The sequence below is a fragment of the Streptomyces sp. NPDC107546 genome (assembly GCF_055639175.1).
In genome coordinates, this window is sequence record NZ_JBVKBA010000021.1 from 24,578 (window position 1) to 40,825 (window position 16,248).

The 16,248-nt window shown below is 72.1% G+C and carries 13 protein-coding genes and 1 pseudogene; 11 read left to right on the forward strand and 3 right to left on the reverse strand.

Going from position 1 to position 16,248, the window contains the following annotated elements; genetic code table 11:
* The first annotated feature begins 40 nt into the window (after positions 1 to 40).
* From ACZ7L1_RS26985 to ACZ7L1_RS26995, 3 genes are all read left to right on the forward strand, one after another.
* On the forward strand, positions 41 to 283 hold the full coding sequence (locus tag ACZ7L1_RS26985) for a DUF5302 domain-containing protein (RefSeq protein ID WP_471440598.1): 243 nt from the start codon (positions 41 to 43) through the stop codon (positions 281 to 283).
* Between the two features lie 732 nt (positions 284 to 1,015).
* The gene (panD, locus tag ACZ7L1_RS26990) at positions 1,016 to 1,438 is read left to right on the forward strand and encodes an aspartate 1-decarboxylase (protein ID WP_471440599.1); all 423 of its coding nucleotides are present in this window, start codon (positions 1,016 to 1,018) and stop codon (positions 1,436 to 1,438) included.
* Positions 1,435 to 2,124, forward strand: a complete 690-nt coding sequence (locus ACZ7L1_RS26995) for an aspartate/glutamate racemase family protein (protein WP_471440600.1) — start codon at positions 1,435 to 1,437, stop codon at positions 2,122 to 2,124. Before panD ends, ACZ7L1_RS26995 begins: the two co-directional genes overlap by 4 nt.
* Before the next feature lie 867 nt (positions 2,125 to 2,991).
* Here the strand turns inward: ACZ7L1_RS26995 and gndA are convergent.
* Positions 2,992 to 4,431 (reverse strand): NADP-dependent phosphogluconate dehydrogenase, encoded by a 1,440-nt coding sequence (gndA, locus tag ACZ7L1_RS27000; RefSeq protein ID WP_471440601.1) that lies wholly within the window; start codon positions 4,429 to 4,431, stop codon positions 2,992 to 2,994.
* Between the two features lie 332 nt (positions 4,432 to 4,763).
* Here gndA and ACZ7L1_RS27005 point away from each other — a divergent pair, with 332 nt between their 5' ends.
* Positions 4,764 to 5,993: a transglycosylase family protein gene (locus ACZ7L1_RS27005; protein WP_471440602.1), complete on the forward strand. Its 1,230-nt coding sequence runs from the start codon at positions 4,764 to 4,766 to the stop codon at positions 5,991 to 5,993.
* 39 nt (positions 5,994 to 6,032) lie between these two features.
* On the opposite strand, the gene ACZ7L1_RS27010 is transcribed toward ACZ7L1_RS27005, so the two are convergent.
* The gene (locus ACZ7L1_RS27010; RefSeq protein WP_471440603.1) at positions 6,033 to 7,118 is read right to left on the reverse strand and encodes a DMT family transporter; all 1,086 of its coding nucleotides are present in this window, start codon (positions 7,116 to 7,118) and stop codon (positions 6,033 to 6,035) included.
* 249 nt (positions 7,119 to 7,367) lie between these two features.
* On the opposite strand from ACZ7L1_RS27010, the gene ACZ7L1_RS27015 reads away from it, so the two are divergent.
* The 3 genes from ACZ7L1_RS27015 (at position 7,368) to glgC (ending at position 10,566) form a co-directional block, all read left to right on the forward strand.
* Entirely contained in the window at positions 7,368 to 8,075 is a 708-nt protein-coding gene (locus ACZ7L1_RS27015) for a (2Fe-2S)-binding protein (RefSeq protein WP_471440604.1), read from the forward strand.
* Between the two features lie 74 nt (positions 8,076 to 8,149).
* A complete protein-coding gene (gene glgA / locus ACZ7L1_RS27020; protein ID WP_471440605.1) occupies positions 8,150 to 9,301 on the forward strand; it encodes a glycogen synthase in 1,152 nt (383 codons plus the stop codon).
* Between the two features lie 44 nt (positions 9,302 to 9,345).
* Positions 9,346 to 10,566 (forward strand): glucose-1-phosphate adenylyltransferase, encoded by a 1,221-nt coding sequence (gene glgC / locus ACZ7L1_RS27025; RefSeq protein WP_471440606.1) that lies wholly within the window; start codon positions 9,346 to 9,348, stop codon positions 10,564 to 10,566.
* Positions 10,567 to 10,600: 34 nt separating this feature from the next.
* On the opposite strand, the gene ACZ7L1_RS27030 is transcribed toward glgC, so the two are convergent.
* Positions 10,601 to 11,446 carry an NAD(P)H-binding protein gene (locus ACZ7L1_RS27030; protein WP_471440607.1) on the reverse strand — a complete coding sequence of 282 codons (846 nt, stop codon included), beginning with the start codon at positions 11,444 to 11,446 and terminating at the stop codon, positions 10,601 to 10,603.
* A gap of 106 nt (positions 11,447 to 11,552) precedes the next feature.
* Between ACZ7L1_RS27030 and ACZ7L1_RS27035 the strand changes: the two genes are divergently transcribed.
* The 4 genes and pseudogenes from ACZ7L1_RS27035 (at position 11,553) to ACZ7L1_RS27050 (ending at position 16,171) form a co-directional block, all read left to right on the forward strand.
* On the forward strand, positions 11,553 to 11,945 hold the full coding sequence (locus ACZ7L1_RS27035) for a winged helix-turn-helix transcriptional regulator (RefSeq protein ID WP_471440608.1): 393 nt from the start codon (positions 11,553 to 11,555) through the stop codon (positions 11,943 to 11,945).
* A gap of 9 nt (positions 11,946 to 11,954) precedes the next feature.
* A pseudogene (locus tag ACZ7L1_RS27040) lies at positions 11,955 to 12,146 on the forward strand (hypothetical protein); the annotation flags it as partial.
* A 188-nt stretch (positions 12,147 to 12,334) separates the two neighbouring features.
* Entirely contained in the window at positions 12,335 to 14,665 is a 2,331-nt protein-coding gene (locus ACZ7L1_RS27045) for a GH92 family glycosyl hydrolase (protein WP_471440609.1), read from the forward strand.
* Between the two features lie 144 nt (positions 14,666 to 14,809).
* Entirely contained in the window at positions 14,810 to 16,171 is a 1,362-nt protein-coding gene (locus ACZ7L1_RS27050) for a wax ester/triacylglycerol synthase family O-acyltransferase (protein ID WP_471440610.1), read from the forward strand.
* Positions 16,172 to 16,248: the final 77 nt, after the last annotated feature.

Genomic DNA, 16,248 nt, shown 5'->3' on the forward strand with positions numbered 1-16,248 from the left:
ACAAGCTGTGGTTGCACACCCCCGAACCAAGGAGGTCACCATGACCGCAGAGCCCGTATCTACTGAAGGTTCGGAGCCGGCTGCCCCCGAGACGTCCCCTTTGGCGCCGGACAGCGACGGCAACTACGACCTCAAGCGCAAGTTCCGCGAAGCCCTGGCGCGCAAGCGCGGTGCGCAGGCGGACGCCGCCGATGTTGCCGCCAACCCCGATGCGTCGAAAGTGCGTGCGGCGCACGGCCCGGCTTCGAGCCAGCGGTCGTTCAGGCGTAAGAGCGGCGGCTGAGTCGATCAGTCCCGCGATCTGGCCGCTCAACCAGCACTCTGAGCGCCACTCACTCGCGCGCCCCGTGCAGTGGCCCGCAACGCGCGTAGGCCCTGCGCGCGTTGCGGGTGAGGCGTAGCCGGCGGTCTCGCCGGTGGGAAGGGCCAAGCTGCGGCTGGCGCGGGTCGGTGGCGCCGACGCACTCGGATTCCGGTCGGTGCCCGGTGTGACGCCGGCGTGTCCGGCCATGAAGCCGGCGTCACCACCGGAGCCGTCCCCGCGCGTGGCGTGCCGGCGGCGCCGCCGGTCCGCGACACCGAGAAACTCGCAGTAGGCCGCCGCACGGACCGCGGACACCGCGCCCGGCGGCGGACATCACCTCCGACTCACCACCGCGATACGCCGGTTCGTGGCGGTGCAGGGTCTCGGGGGGGGCGAGGCTCGCAACCTTGCGGTGTGGCCCATTGCCGCCCGCTGACCGTTTCGGCCATCGCGCCACCCGATGTCTCATCAGGCAAGTCCGTCGGTGACGGTGAAGGCGAGGAGGGAGGCGGGGTGCCGTCCTTGCGCCGGGACACGTCGGCTACGTGGACACCGACATGGCCCGCCATGTCAACTGGGCCCAAGACAGGTCAGTGTGAGTCCTCAGACACCCGGCGACAGCTGACCACACATGCGAAACGTTGTAGCCTCCGGGCATCGCCCTTGACCTGCAAAAGCAGGCAGGGAGCAGGACGAATCGGGAGTTTCTTCGTGTTTCGTACAGTATTCAAGTCCAAGATCCACCGTGCCACCGTCACCCAGGCCGACCTGCACTACGTGGGATCGGTGACCATCGACGCCGACCTCCTCGACGCCGCAGACCTGCTCCCCGGGGAGCTGGTCCACATCGTCGACATCACCAACGGTGCCCGCCTGGAGACCTATGTCATCGAGGGCGAGCGCGGCTCCGGTGTCATCGGCATCAACGGGGCCGCGGCCCATCTCGTCCACCCCGGCGACCTCGTGATCATCATCAGCTACGCCCAGGTCTCCGACGCCGAGGCTCGGACCCTGCGACCGCGGGTGGTGCACGTGGACGGCGAGAACCGGATCGTGGCCCTGGGGTCCGACCCGTCCGCCCCGGTACCGGGTTCCGACCAGGAGCGCAGCCCGCAGGCCGTGGCCGCCGGGTGACCGCGCGCACCGGCCCGCTGGCCCTGCTGCACACCTCACCCGTCCACGTCCCCGTGTTCGAGGCCCTGCGTGACGCGGCCCATCCGGGCCTCGGCCTGACGCACCACGTGGCGACGGAGCTGCTGGACCGCGCCCGCGCGTGCGGCCCCGGCGCCGTGGCCGACGACGTCCGGGACCTCTTGCGTGGGGCCGTCGCGGCGGGCGCCCGCGCCGTGCTGTGCACCTGCTCGACCATCGGCGCGGTCGCCGAGCGCGCGGACGTCGGTGTGCCGGTGTTGCGCGTGGACCGGCCGATGGCCGCGGCCGCGGTGGCCGCAGGGCCCCGGATCGTCGTCGTCGCCGCGCTGGAGAGCACCCTCGGGCCGACGGTCGCCCTGGTGCGCGAGGAGGCGGCCGGCCGAGGTCCCGTCGAACTGCGCACCCTGCTCGTCGACGACGCCTGGGCGCGTTTCGAGGCCGGGGACACCGACGGCTACCTCCGCGTGATCGCCGACGCCGCCGACTCGGTCACCGACGCGGACGCGATCGTCCTCGCTCAGGCGTCCATGGCTCCGGCACGCCACCTGACCACGACCACCGTCCCGGTCCTGTCGAGCCCGGAGCCAGGGCTTTCCGCTGCGGCCATCGCGGCGGCACATGGTCCGCGGGACGGTTCACACGGCCCTCGGGACGGTGCGCAAGGCTGACCGGTGACCGGTGACCGGTGACCGGTGACCGGTGACCGGTGACCGGCGACCGGTGACCGGTTGGTGACCGGCGCCGCCGTGCGGTGTGCCCGACCGGCCGCGGCGGTCCGCGGTGGCCCGGTCGGGCCCCGCCCGTCCCGCGACGGGGTGAGTGCCCGTATGGCGGCCGGGTACCCGGGGGACAAGTCCAGGCCGACGTACGACTGGCTGGAGGACACGATGACGCATCCGTTCCCCGATCCCGCGCAGCCGGGACCACCACCCGGACCGGGACCGACCCCGGGACCGGAGCCGACACCCGAACCGGGCCCCACGCCGGGGCCTGAGCCCGCGCCCCCGGAACCGGGTCCCGCGCCACCGGGACCCGAGCCGACACCTCCGGCACCCGGCCCCACGCCACCGGGACCCGAGCCGGTGCCGCCGGGACCGGGCCCCGACCGCCCGCACCCCGAACCGGGCCCCGACCGCCCGCACCCAGGTCCGGGGCCGGTGCCCACTCCGGAGCCGCCCCCGTCGCCGATCCCGAAACCGCCGGGCCCGGACCCCGTCCCCGAACCCGGAGAACCGGGACCGCCCCTTTCGTAGGACGACCCGGCACGGAAAGCATGTCGGCCCGGCGCACGGGCGGAAAACCCGTGCACCGGGCCACTACCGTGCACCGGGCCACCACCGTGCCCGGCCACTGCCGCACCCCGCCGCTGCCGTGCCCCGGCCACTGCCGCACCGGGCCGCTGCCGTGCCCGGCCACTGCCGTGCCCCGGCCACTGCCGTACCCGGACGCCGACACAGCGGCACGAGGGACCGGCGACTCCAGAGCCGCCCGCGCCTGATGCCCCGAGCTGCCCGACCTCTGAGCCGCCCCGCGCCCTATGCCTCGACCTCGGACCGGTCCCCGCCCCACAGCGTGTGGAACGACCCCGCACGGTCCGTCCGCCGGTACGTGTGCGCGCCGAAGAAGTCACGCTGCCCCTGGGTCAGCGCGGCCGGCAGCCGCTCCGCGCGCAGGGCGTCGTAGTAGGCGAGGGCCGCGGAGAAGCCCGGCGTCGGCACGCCTTGGCGCGTCGCGGCCACCAGGACCTCGCGCCAGTCGTCCTGCGCCGCGGTGATCTCCTGCGCGAACGTCTCGTCCGACAGCAGGCTCGGCAGGTCCGCCCGGGCGTCGTACGCCGCGCGGATGCGGTCCAGGAACGCGGCGCGGATGATGCAGCCACCGCGCCAGATGGACGCCACCTCGCCGAGGTCGATGTTCCAGTCGTACTCCGCGCTGCCCGACGCGATCTCGTGGAAACCCTGCGTGTACGACACGATCTTCGACGCGTACAGCGCCTGCTCCACCCGGTCCGCGAAGGCCGCCGCCTCGGACTCGCCGAGCGGCGACGCCTTCGGCCCGGCCAGGCCCCGCGACGCCTCGCGCAGCGCCGTGTGCCCGGACAGCGAGCGGGCGAACACCGCCTCCGCGATGCCGGACACCGGCACGCCGAGGTCCAGCGCGATCTGCACCGTCCAGCGGCCGGTGCCCTTCTGCTCCGCCTGGTCCAGGACCACGTCCACGAACGGCTTGCCCGTCGCCGCGTCCACGTGGGAGAGCACCTCCGCCGTGATCTCGATCAGGTACGAGTCCAGGCGGCCGGTGTTCCAGGTGCGGAAGATCTCCGCGATCTCGGCGGGGGAGTAGCCGGCGACGTCACGCAGCAACTGGTACGCCTCACCGATCAGCTGCATGTCGGCGTACTCGATGCCGTTGTGGACCATCTTCACGAAGTGCCCGGCGCCGTCCGGGCCGACGTGGGTCACGCACGGCGCGCCGTCCTTCGCCTTCGCGGAGATCTTCTCCAGCATCGGGCCCAGCGACTCGTACGATTCGACCGAGCCGCCCGGCATGATGCTCGGCCCGTGCAGCGCGCCCTCCTCGCCTCCGGAGATGCCGGTGCCGACGAAGTGGATGCCCCGCTCCCGCAGTTCCTTCTCGCGGCGGCGGGTGTCCGCGAAGTGCGCGTTGCCGCCATCGATGATCATGTCGCCGGGCTCGAGCAGCGGCGCGAACTCCTGGATCACGGCGTCCGTCGGCCCGCCCGCCTTCACCATGATCATCAGGCGCCGGGGCCGCTCCAGCGCCGCCACGAAGTCCTCCGCGGACTCGGTCGCCACGAAGTCGCCCTCGTGGCCGAACTCCTTCACCAACTCATGGGTCCGTGACACGGTCCGGTTGTGCAGGGCGACCGCGTAGCCGTTGCGCGCGAAGTTACGGGCGAGGTTGCGGCCCATGACCGCGAGACCCGTGACGCCGATCTGGGCTGAAGTGCTCATAACGGTTGGCTCCTAGAAGTCCTGGAATCGGCGGTGCCGGTTCTGTCCGGACGACATCATCGAAGGGTGGTGCCGTTTGTGCTGGTCAGTATTGCCCGGTGACCATCGTGACGCGCCGGTACACCCGCCGCACATCCGGAATCTACCGCCGCACTTCCGGGATCCTCCGCCGAGGAGGAGGCGCCACGCGCACCGGCAGTTCCCTCCGGCAGCCGCAACCAGGCGCGAATCCCAGCCAGTTGACGCGACGGAGCGACCGATTCCCCGTCTTGTCATGGCCTGTTCGCGGCGTCTACTTTTGCCCCTCCTGACGCATGTCGAGGGGGCTTTCCATGGCCGTACGCGGCCGGCACCGCCGGTATCAGCCGACAAGGATCAACCGCGCCTCGCTCACCGTCACGGCGGGCGGCGCCGGCATGGCACTCCCGCTCATCGGCACCGGCGTCGCGCACGCGGCCGACGTGGACACCTGGAGCAAGGTCGCCGCCTGCGAGGCCAGCGGCGACTGGGGCATCAACACCGGCAACGGCTATTACGGGGGACTGCAGTTCACGCAGTCGACCTGGGCGGCCTACGGGGGGACGGCGTACGCGCGGCGCGCGGACATGGCCACCAGGGACCAGCAGATCGCCGTGGCCGAGAAGGTCCTCAAGGGACAGGGGCCCGGCGCCTGGCCGGTGTGCTCCGTACGCGCGGGTCTGACCCGGGGCGGATCCGACCCCGACGCATCGGCGGCCGGATCCGCCCCGGCGACCGTCGAACGTTCCCTTCGCGACGTGAAACCGCAGACCACGCCCCAGTCGCAGGCGGGCACCACCGAGATGTACACCGTGGTGCACGGCGACACACTCTCCGGCATCGCCGACTCCCACCACGTCCAAGGCGGCTGGCAGGGGCTGTACGCGGCCAACCGGACGACGGTCGGCGCGGACCCGGACCTGATCCTGCCCGGCCAGCGGCTGAACCTGCGGGCCAAGGCGGTGGCCAAGGCTCCGCCGCATCCTGAGGCCGCGCCGGAGCGAACCCGCAGGGCGTCCGAGGCGACGCACAAGACGTCCGAGCGGACTCACAAGACGTCCGAGGCGACCCGCAGGACGTCCGAGGGAACCCATAAGTCAAGCCCCCGGAAGGCGCCTTCGCATCACAGCGCCACCACCCACTCGATGGTGGCCCCGGTGAACGCCGCCACGGGCACGCAGTACCACGCCGCGGGGTCGGCGTGGTCGAAGGGCTACCACACCGGCGTCGACTTCCCCGTGCCGACCGGCACCTCCGTGCGGGCGGTCGCGGCCGGGCAGGTGGTCGGCGCCGGCTGGGGCGGCTCCTTCGGCTACCAGGTGGTCATCCGGCACGCCGACGGCCGCTACACGCAGTACGCCCATCTGTCGGCGATCTCCGTCAGGGACGGGCAGAGCGTGGTGGCCGGCCAGCGCATCGGCCGTTCCGGCTCCACGGGCAACAGCACGGGCCCGCATCTGCACTTCGAGGTGCGGACGGGGCCCGCGTTCGGCAGCGACATCGATCCGGTCGCCTATCTCCGTGCGGGTGGCGTCGCCGTCTGACACCGGTCGGTCCGGTGCCGTCCGACGGGACCGGACCGGTCAGGACCCGACCCGAGCGCCATGCCGGTCCATGACGGGCGCCGGAATGAACACGCCGGTGCGCAAGGGGCCGTACGCGTACGACGGCTCGTCGTACGCGGCGGGATCCCAGTCCTCGTGCGCCTTCTGAACCGTGTCCTGCTCGCCCGGCACGGTCTTCCGCACGGGCATCGCGGGCTCCGGGAACGACCGCGGCTTCGGCCACGGCGCGCTCACGGCCTCCGTGACGGCCTCGCCGACCGCCGTCGGGCGCCGCTCGCCGTCGATCCGCTCCGTGGTCAGCAGGATCAGTCCGCCGGCGGCGAGAACACCGCAGACCAGGGCGAGCACGGTGCCGGTGGTGCCGTAGCGGAAGGTCTCGCCGAACAGGGTGATGCCCACCGCGGCCGCCGCCACCGGATTGACGACGGTCAGCGTGGCGAGCGGTGCCGCGAGGCCCGCACCCCGGTAGGAGGCCTGCGACAGCAGCAGACCGGCCGTCGCGAGGACGCCTATCGCCACCAGGCTCGGCAGGTCCCCGAGGGAGACCCCGCCGGTCCAGTCCACCGCGACCATCTTGGTGAACACCGACGACATGCCGAACGCGCCACCGGACGCCACCGCCAACAGCACGCTGCGCACCGCCGGATGCCGGCGCGTCGCCCGCCCCGTGACCATCAGCGCCATCACGCCACCGGCGGTGACCAGGGCCAGCGTCATCCGCTGGGCGTCACCGAGGGAGTGCGTGTCGGAGGCCCCGACCACGGACAGCAGGCCCGCGAGGCCCACGGTCGCCATGACGGCACCGCGCCAGGCGGTCGTCCCCGCCCGGCGACCCACGTACAGGGCCGCCATCGGCAGCGCGAACACGATGGTCAGCGCTCCCAGCGGCTGGACCAGGCTCAAGGGGCCGTAGGCGAGCGCCGCCACATGCAGCAGTCCGCCGAGACCGTTCAGCACGACCGCCGCCCACCAGGCCGGCCGGCGCAGCGGCGCGTAGGGCCGGTCGGGCGCGGACACGGCGACCTGCTCCTGCACGATCGCCCCGCCCGCGTACGCTACGGCGGAGACGAGCGACAGGAGCACGGACAACGCGAGGGCGCTCATGAGCGGCTCCTTCGCGTGGGGCCGGAGCGGGCGGCCCGGCGCGACGAACGGTCTTCCTGCATGGTCAACACGATGCCGCCCGAGGCTGTTCCCCGTCGTCGTCCCTGAGCACTCATTGAGTCATACTGCCGATGGAGTACGAGAGCGTTTCTCTCATCCCCAGGAGGGGTGCCGACGGGCAGGTCCCCCTAGGTCGGAGCCCGGAGCCCGGAGCCGGCAGCACGCGACGCGCTTGGTAGTACTGATCCCGTGGACCTCGACCCCGACCTCTCGGCGCTCGGCGCGCTCGGCGGCTTCTTCGTCCTGCGCACCGGAGCGCCGCCGCGTGGGGGGTTGCCCACGCTGGCGCAGGCGTACGCGTCCGAGTCGCCGGAGGGCGGCACCGATCCGCTGGCCACGCGCGTCCGCAAGGTCGCGCACAGTCTCCGGGCACCGGAACTCCGGGTCGCCGCCTCCCTCACCCACCAGGGCCTGGCGGCCCGGATCTGGTCCGTCGCGCTCGGCTGTGCCGCGCTGTACGGGCGGGTGCCCGCCCTCGATCCCCGGCTGCTGCGCTGGGACCCGGAGGCCGGCGTGCCCGACGACCTGTGGCTGAGCGAGGTGCGTCCGCTGCCCGTCGTCTCGCTCGACACGGTCGTACGTGAGGGGCACCTGGTGCCCCTCACGGCCGCCCTGAGCGCGCGCCACAGCGTCTCCGCACGGCTGTTGTGGGGCAACGCGGGCTCCGCGCTCGCCGGCACCGTCCGCATGGTCGACCGATGGGCGCGGGAGACCGGCCGTACGGATGTGGCGGAGCGGGCCCGCGCCCTCGCCCAGGGACTGTTCGCGCACCCCGACCTGTCCGGCACCCTGGACCCGGCCACCGGACGCCGCCGCAGCTGCTGTCTCTACTACCGGCTGCCCGCGGGCGGACTGTGCGGCGACTGCTGCTTCGACCGCCCGCCCGGGCAGGAGTGAACACGGGTGGTCTTCCGCAACGGCCGCATCTGGGTGACCATGTGGGAACCAGCCGCTGAGACAGGGGGTACCGGGTGCGTGTGGGACTGCTGACCCGGGAGTACCCGCCGGACGTGTACGGCGGTGCGGGCGTCCATGTCGAGTTCCTCGCCCGGGAGTTGCGCTCCCTCGTCGACCTCGACGTGCACTGCTGGGGTGAGGGCGGCGCGGGCGGCGTCATACGCCACCGGCCGTGGACCGGCCTCGACTCGGCCAACGACGCGCTGCGCACCTTCTCGGTGGACCTGGCCATGACCGCCGCACTGCAGGGCCGCGAGCTGGTCCACTCGCACACCTGGTACGCCAACCTCGCCGGCCACCTCGCCAAGCTGCTGTACGGCATCCCGCACGTGATGACCGCGCACTCGCTGGAGCCGCTGCGCCCCTGGAAGGCCGAGCAGCTCGGCGGCGGATACGCGCTCTCCAGCTGGGCGGAGCGCACCGCGATCGAGGCCGCGGACGCGGTGATCGCCGTCTCCGGCGCCATGCGCGACGACATCCTCGCCTGCTACCCGGCCCTCGACCCGGCACGGGTCCACGTCGTGCACAACGGCATCGACACCACCCTGTACCGGCCGGACCCCGGGACGGACGTCCTCGCCCGCATCGGCGTCGATCCGCACCGCCCCTACGTCCTGTTCGTCGGGCGGATCACCCGCCAGAAGGGCGTGCCCCATCTCCTGCGCGCGGTGCGGCACATCGACCCGGCGGCCCAGGTCGTCCTGTGCGCGGGCGCCCCGGACACCCCCGAGATCGACCGCGAGTTCCGTGACCTGTTCGAGGAGCTGAGCCGGGGCCGTGAGGGCGTGCACTGGATCCCCAAGATGCTGCCGCGCCCGGAAGTGATCCAGCTCCTGACCCATGCCACCGTGTTCGTCTGTCCGTCGGTGTACGAGCCGCTCGGCATCGTCAACCTGGAGGCCATGGCGTGCGGCACCGCCGTGGTGGCCTCGCGCACCGGCGGCATTCCGGAGGTCGTGGACGACGGCCGCACCGGCCTGCTGGTCGACGTGGACGACGGCTTCGAGGAGCACCTCGCGCGCGCCCTCGACGCCGTCCTCGCCGATCCGGTGGCCGCGCGGCGGATGGGCGAGGCCGGACGGGAGCGCGCAGCGGGGGAGTTCGGCTGGGACGCGGTGGCCCGGCGCACGGTCCGCCTGTACGAGGATGTCCTCAAACAGGGGTAGTAATCAGCAAAGTGCAGCACAACCGGGCGTAGAGGGGCGGCGGCATGCGGCGCGGTGGACCTTCGGTGCTGGGAATCGTACTGGCCGGCGGGGAGGGCAAGCGGCTGATGCCGCTCACCGCCGACCGTGCGAAACCGGCCGTGACCTTCGGCGGGACCTACCGCCTCGTGGACTTCGTCCTGTCGAACCTCGTCAACGGCGACATCCTGCGCATCTGCGTGCTCACGCAGTACAAGTCGCACTCGCTGGACCGGCACATCACCACCACCTGGCGGATGTCCAGCCTGCTCGGCAACTACGTCACCCCGGTACCGGCCCAGCAGCGGCTCGGCCCGCGCTGGTACCTGGGCAGCGCGGACGCGATCCTGCAGTCGCTGAACCTGATCCACGACGAACAGCCGGAGTACGTGGCGGTGTTCGGCGCCGACCACGTCTACCGCATGGACCCGCGGCAGATGCTCGCGCAGCACATCGAGGGCGGGGCGGGCGTGACCGTCGCGGGCATACGGGTGCCGCGCGCCGAGTCCTCCTCCTTCGGCGTGATCACACCCGGCTCGGACGGACAGACGGTCGAACGCTTCCTGGAGAAGCCGGCCGACCCGCCCGGCCTGCCGGACGACCCCGAGACCGTCTTCGCCTCCATGGGCAACTACATCTTCACCACCAAGGCGCTGATCGAGGCGTTGCAGCGGGACGCCGAGGACCAGAACTCGGTGCACGACATGGGCGGTTCGATCCTGCCCCAGCTCACCGAGCGCGGCGAGGCCCAGCTGTACGACTTCAGCGCCAACCACGTGCCCGGCGAGACCAATCGAGACCGGGGTTACTGGCGGGACGTGGGCACCCTGGACGCGTACTACGAGGCGCACATGGACCTGATCGCGGAGCGCCCGGCCTTCAACCTCTACAACCGCAACTGGCCCATCTACACGCACTCCTACCAGCTGTCACCGGCCCGCTTCAACTCGGGCGGCATCGCCAGCGAGTCGATCATCAGCGCCGGGTGCCTGATCCGGGGCCAGGTGTCGCGGTCGGTCCTGTCCCCGGGCGTCCTGGTGGACCCGGGCGCCGTCGTCCAGGGCTCGGTCCTGCACGACAACGTTCACGTCGGCCGCGGCGCGATCGTCCGCGGAGCGGTCCTCGACAAGAACGTGGAGGTCCCTCCGGGCGCGACGATCGGCGTCAACCCGGAACGCGACGCGGAGTTGTACACGGTGTCGAAGGGCGGAGTGATCGCGCTGGGGAAGGGGCAGCGGGTGTCGTAGGCCCTGTGGGGCCGGGCCGCCACCGTCTCCCGTGTCAGCGGAAGGCGGCGGCGTTCTCCCGGGCCCAGTCGGCGAAGGAGCGGGCCGGGCGGCCGAGGACGCGTTCGACGTCGGGGCTGACGCGTTGTTCGGCGGCGGTCGGCTCGCCCAGGATGGTCAGCGTGGTCTCGACCACCGGCTCGGGCATGAACCGCAGCATCTCCGCTCGGGCCTCGTCGAGGGTCTGCTCGGTGAACCGTACGGGTTCGCCGAGCGCGTCGCCGATCGCCTCCGCCCGTTGCCGGGGCGTGGTGAGCGACGGCCCGGTCAACTCGTGGACACGGCCGTGGTGACCGTCCTCGCGCAGCGCCGCCGCGGCGACCTCGGCGATGTCGCCCGGGTCGACGGTGGGCAGTCCGACATCTGCGAACGGTGCCGCGACGGCCCGCCGGGTACGGACCGACTCGGCCCAGGCATACGCGTTGGAGTGGAAGCCACCGGGTCGCAGAATCGTCCACTCCAGGCCCGACTCGCGTAGGGCGTCCTCGATGGCGCGCGCGACGCCCCCGTGCGAGCCCGACTCCGGCCGGGTCGCGACCGCTTGCGACGAGAGCAGCACCACCCGTTCGACACCGCCGGCCTTGGCGACGTCCAGGATGTCCCGCGGGCTCACCAGGTGCGCACTGGGGCCGCCGTTCTGCAGGAAGAGCGCATCGGCGCCGTCGAACACGGGCCGGAGGCTCTCCGGGTCGGTCAGGTCCGCCGCCCGCCGCCGCACGCCCTCCGGCATGTCGGCCTCCGAGATCCCGCGCGATGTCGCGGTCACCTGCTCGTCGGCGGCCACCAGGATCCGCACGAGCGACCGGCCGACGTTGCCGGTCGCCCCCGTCACTACGAACATGGTCAACTCCCTTTTGCTGCACAGTGGTTGTCGAGACACAGGGACGCTAACACCGTCGGTATAGTAGGTACCTACAGGAAAGTGGCTATCCCGGAGGGGTGCGCGCATGGCCGGTGAAGCGACCTGGGCGGCGTCCGCCGCGTCCGACCCCGAACTCGCCTGTCCCATCGCCCCGGTCGTCGACATCGTGTTCAGCCGCTGGACGACCCCGATCCTGTGGACCCTGCACACCCACGGCCGTCAGCGCTTCGTCGAACTTCAGCGGCGCATCGACAGGATCACACCCAAGGTGCTGACCCAGCGGCTGAGGCAACTCGAGCGCGACGGGCTGATCGGGCGCACGTACCACCCGGAGGTCCCCCCACGGGTCGAGTACGAGATCAGCGAACTCGGCCGCAGCCTCGCCCCGCTCTTCGCGCACCTCGCGCAATGGTCCGCCGAGCACCTGGACGAGGTCGAACGGGCCCGGAACGACTACGACACCGACTCGGCCCGGTAGCACCGCCGGGCAGCACGGGCGGGTGAACGGCCGCCGTTCGGGAAGAACCTCGGCGCGCACATCCTCGTTCCCCATCCCGTGGAGTCGCAGCTCTCCGGCATCGAGCGGCACGAGGACCGTATGGGGTACCGCCGCACCTTCAGCGTGCCCGCAGGCCGGCGGATCGGCTCGGGCAGGCGGCTCCAGCTCACCTACGACTCATGGATGTCGACCGCGGTCTGCTCAGCCATGACCGCCGGTTCCCCGAGCCGGACGCCGCGCGTCCGCGGATCGCGCACCAGGCGCTGATCCGCGACGCGCCCCGGAAGGACCCCGCCGGTTGCCCGGGAAACCGACGCCCCGCCACCACCATGTGCTCGACCACATCAATCCTCCGGAGGTCTTCCGAGATGAGACGCACCCGGCGCCTGCGCCTCGCCGCCGCGAGCACGGTGGTGGCCTCGACGCTGTGCCTCCCGTCGGCCGCCCATGCCGCAGAGCCGCGCGACGGCGGGCACACCGGCCTGGTCAACCCCTTCATCGGCACACAGGACGAGGGCAACACCTTCCCCGGCGCCGCCGTGCCCTTCGGCATGGTGCAGTTCTCTCCGGACACCGGGCACAACACCGGCTACGACCACACCCAGAACCGGATCCGCGGCTTCTCCCTCGTGCACCTCTCCGGCGTCGGCTGCGCCATCGGAGGAGACCTGCCGGTGCTGCCGACGACGGGTGACGTGACCGAGACGGACTACGCCAAGTACGCGGCCACCTTCAGCCACGCGAACGAGCAGGCGAGCCCCGGCTACTACCGGGTCGGCCTCGACAGCGGCATCGAGGCGGAACTGACGGCGTCCCAGCGCACCGCCGTGCAGCGCTACGCCTTCCCGGCCACCGGCAAGGCGAACGTGCTGCTCAACGCGGGCCAGGCGCTGCACAAGAACGTGTCCTCCAAGGTGGAGATCCTCGACGACCGCACCGTGCGCACCGAGATCACGGGCACCGGCTTCTGCCGCTCCACCCGGCCGTACACGGTCTACACCATCACCCGTTTCAACCGGCCGTTCACCGCGCACGGGACCTGGTACCAGGACTCGATCACCCCGGGGGCGACGAAGTCGGCGGGGCCCGGGCGCAACGGCGCCTATGTCACGTTCGACACCACGAAGGACCGCACCGTCGAGGCGACCACCGCGCTGTCGTACGTCGACGCACACGGCGCAGACGTCAACCTCGCCACCACGTACGGCCGTTCGTTCGACACCGTGCGGGAGGCCGCCCGCCGCGCTTGGGAGGACCGCCTCGACGACGTCCGGGTCCAGGGCGGCGACGCCACCTTGCGCACCACCTTCTACTCCTCGCTGTACCGGTCGTTCCTCGCGCCGAACATCGGCAGCGACGCCGACGGCCGCTACACCGGCTGGGACCAGAAGGTCCACCGCGCGCAGGGTTTCACGTACTTCCAGAACTGGTCGCTGTGGGACACCTACCGCACCCAGTCCCAGCTCCTGTCCCTGCTCGCGCCGCGCGAGGCGCGCGACATGGCCGTCTCCCTGCTGAAGGTCGACGAGCAGGGTGGCTGGCTGCCCAAGTGGGGCTACGGCACGGTCGAGACGAACATCATGAGCGGCGACCCCGTCACCCCGTACCTGACCCACGCCTATCATCAGGGACTGCTCAAGGGGTACGAGGAGCGGGCGTACCGCGCGCTGAAGAAGAACGCCGACGGCGTGCCGTCCGCCGACACCATGTACACGGGCCGTGAGGCGAACCGCGAGTACATCGCACACGGCTTCGCGCCCTACATCAAGGGCCGCCCCTACACCAAGCCCGGCGACTCCGACTACCACCACGGCGGGTCGGTGACGCTGGAGTACGCGCTCGCCGACGCCATGCTCGCCCAGATGGCACGCGACCTGGGACACCCCGCGGACTCCGCCCGCTACGCCGCCCGGTCGCGGAACTACCGCACCCTCTTCGATTCCTCGACCGGCTTCTTCCGCGCCCGGGACGCCTCCGGAGCCTTCGCGGGGCCGGCCGAACCGGCCAAGAGCCAGGGTTTCCATGAGGGCACCGCCTGGCAGTACCAGTGGCTCGTGCCGCAGGACCTGCCCGGCATGGTCGGCCTCATCGGCGGCCGACAGGCGGCCAATGACCGGCTCGACGCCTTCTTCGCATACGGCGAGCTGCTCAAGGACCCGGAGAGGACCGCGCGTGAAGTGTGGGTGCACGGACCGTACGCCTACTACGACGCGGCCACGTACAACCCGCAGAACGAGCCGGACCTGATCGCCCCCTACACGTATCTGTCGACCGGTCAGCCGTGGAAGACCACGGACGTCGTGCACGCGGCGCTGACCCTCTTCACCAACGGCCCGACCGGGATGACCGGCAACGACGACCTCGGCACGATGTCCGCCTGGAACGTGCTGTCGTCCATCGGTCTCTTCCCCGTGCAGCCCGGCTATCCCACCTGGGGTCTGACCACCCCGGTGTTCGACCGCGTCGACCTGGTGCTCGACCGGGCGTACTACCCGCGCGGCAGGCTGACCATCACCGCACCCGGCACGTCAGGGAGCGACCGGTACGTCCAGAACGTGCGCATCGACGGAACGGCGTACGAACGCACGTACGTCACGACGGACGTGTTGCGTCGTCTGGGCACGCTGGAGTTCACGGTCGGCGCGCGGCCGTCCGGGTGGGGCACGGCACCGCAGGCCGCGCCGCCCCCGTTGAAATGACCTCCTCCGTCACATCGGTCCCGCTGCTCTCGGCGCGGCGGGACTTAATCCGCTGTTAACTGTACGTAGCCTGATCGTACTTGACCGTAATCGCCTGTCGGAGGTTGACTCGTGCTTCCCTCATCGTCGACGCGAGGCAAGCCATTGACTTCTGACCTGCTCGCACCACTCGACCTGGCGTTCTGGAACATCGAGTCCGCCGGGCACCCCATGCACCTCGGTGCCCTCGGCGTGTTCTCCTGCCACTCGCCGACCGCGGGCGCCCATGCCGCGGATCTGCTGGCGTCCCGCGCCGCCGCGGTCCCGGGACTGCGCATGCGGATCCGCGACGTCTGGCTGCCGGACGTACGCCTGCCGCGCGACCTCGCCGCCGCGCGTCTCCCGCTCGCCCTGGGCGGTGCGACCCGGGAACCCGACCCCGACTTCGACCCCATGCGCCATGTGCGGCTGCACGCGCCCACCGCCGACTTCCACGCCGAGGCCGGGCGGCTCATGGAGCGCGCGCTGGTGCGCGGCCGGCCGCCGTGGGAGGCGCATGTGCTGCCGGGGGAGGACGGCACCTCCTTCGCCGTGCTGTTCAAGTTCCATCACGCGCTCGCCGACGGACTGCGCGCGCTGACCCTCGCGGCCGCCGTCATGGACCCGATGGACATGCCCGAGCCCCGGCCGCGCCCGCCAGAGCCCGCCCGGGGCCTCCTGCCCGACGTGCGCAGGCTCCCGGGGCTGCTGCGCGGCACGCTCGCCGACGTGGGGCGGGCCCTCGACATCGGCGCCTCCGTCGCCCTGTCCACCATCGGCATGCGCTCCTCGTCAGCGCTCACCTCCGAGCCCAGCGGCACCCGCCGTACGGCCGGTGTCGCCATCGACCTCGACGATGTGCACCGGGTGCGCAAGTCGGCGGGCGGCACCGTCAACGACGTGCTGATCGCGGTCGTCGCGGGCGCCCTGCGACGCTGGCTGGACGAGCGCGGCGACGGCAGCGCGGGTGTCGAGCCCCGGGCGCTCATCCCGGTGTCCAAGCGCCGGCCGCGCACCGCGCACCCACAGGGCAACCGGCTCTCCGGCTACCTGATACGGCTTCCGGTCGGTGATCCGGACCCGCTGGAGCGGCTGCGGACGGTCCGCACGGCCATGGACCGCAACAAGGACGCCGGGCCCAACCGGGGCGCGGGCGCCGTCGCGCTGCTCGCCGACCATGTGCCGGCGCTGGGGCACCGGCTGGGCGGGCCGCTGGTCAGCCAGGCCGCGCGGCTCTGGTTCGACATCCTGGTCACCAGCGTGCCGCTGCCCAGCCTCGGCCTGAGGCTCGGGGGCAACCCGCTCGCCGAGGTCTACCCGCTCGCCCCCCTGGCCCGCGGCCAGTCCCTGGCGGTGGCGATCTCGACGTACCGCGGTCGCGTCCACTACGGGCTCGTCGCGGACGGCCGGGCGGTGCCGGACCTGGAACGCCTGGCCCGGGCGGTCCCCGACGAGGTCGAGACACTGCTGGCGGCCTGCCGCATCTGAACGGGGACGGACGCGTCGGTCCCGGCATCCCGAGTGGTGCCGGGACACGCGTCACCCGCGGCCGCGCGCGGCCCGTC